The organism is Streptomyces chlorus (assembly GCF_042655885.1).
In the GTDB taxonomy this organism is placed as follows: Bacteria; Actinomycetota; Actinomycetes; order Streptomycetales; family Streptomycetaceae; genus Streptomyces; species Streptomyces chlorus.
The window spans coordinates 1-925 of the sequence record NZ_JBHSOA010000172.1; the positions used below are offsets into that span (position 1 = coordinate 1).

At 67.1% G+C, this 925-nt stretch carries 1 protein-coding gene; it reads right to left on the reverse strand.

What is annotated here, in order from left to right:
- On the reverse strand, nucleotides 1-925 hold a 925-nt coding region (locus tag ACFPZI_RS37235; protein ID WP_381371596.1), incomplete at both ends, for an SDR family NAD(P)-dependent oxidoreductase.

Genomic DNA, 925 nt, shown 5'->3' on the forward strand with positions numbered 1-925 from the left:
ATCCACCTTCGGACGCAACACCCCCGCCAACCGCTCCGCACTCAACGAACCGATCACACCGTCATCCAGCACACCCGCCGTATGCACCACCGCCGTCAACGGACGCTCAACCGGCACCGACGCCAACAGATCGGCCAGCGCCTCACGATCAGCCACATCACACGCCACCACCTCAACCCGCGCACCCAACGCCCGCAACTCATCCGCCAGCTCAACCGCACCCGGCGCCTCCAACCCACGCCGACTGGTCAACACCAGATGCCGCACCCCACGCTCCACCACCAAATGACGCGCCAGCACCCCACCCAAACCACCCGTACCACCCGTCACCAACACCGTGCCGTGCGCATCCCACACCCGCGGCATCGACAACACGATCTTGCCCACATGCCGCGCCAGACTCATGAACCGAAACGCCTCCCGCGCCCGGCGCACATCCCACACCCGCACCGGCAACGGCTCCAGAACACCTTCCTCGAACCACTCCACCACCACCGCCAGCATCCGCTGGATCCCCACCGGATCCACCCAGCCCAAGTCGAACGCCCGGTACTCCACCTCCGCCGGCACATCCCCCGCCGCCCGCACATCGGTCTTGCCCATCTCCAGGAAACGCCCACCCGCACCCACCAAACGCAACGACGCATCCACGAACTCACCCGCCAACGAGTTCAGGACAACATCCACACCCCCACCACTGACCGCCCGGAACGCCGCCTCGAACTCCGTCGACCGCGACGACGCAATGTGATCGTCCGCCACCCCCAGCGACCGCAGCACACCCCACTTGCCCTCACTGGCCGTCGCGAAGACCTCCGCACCCAGATGACGCGCCACCTGGATCGCCGCCATACCCACACCACCCGCACCGGCATGGATCAGCACCTTCTCCCCCGGCCGCACCCCACCCAACTCCACCAACGCG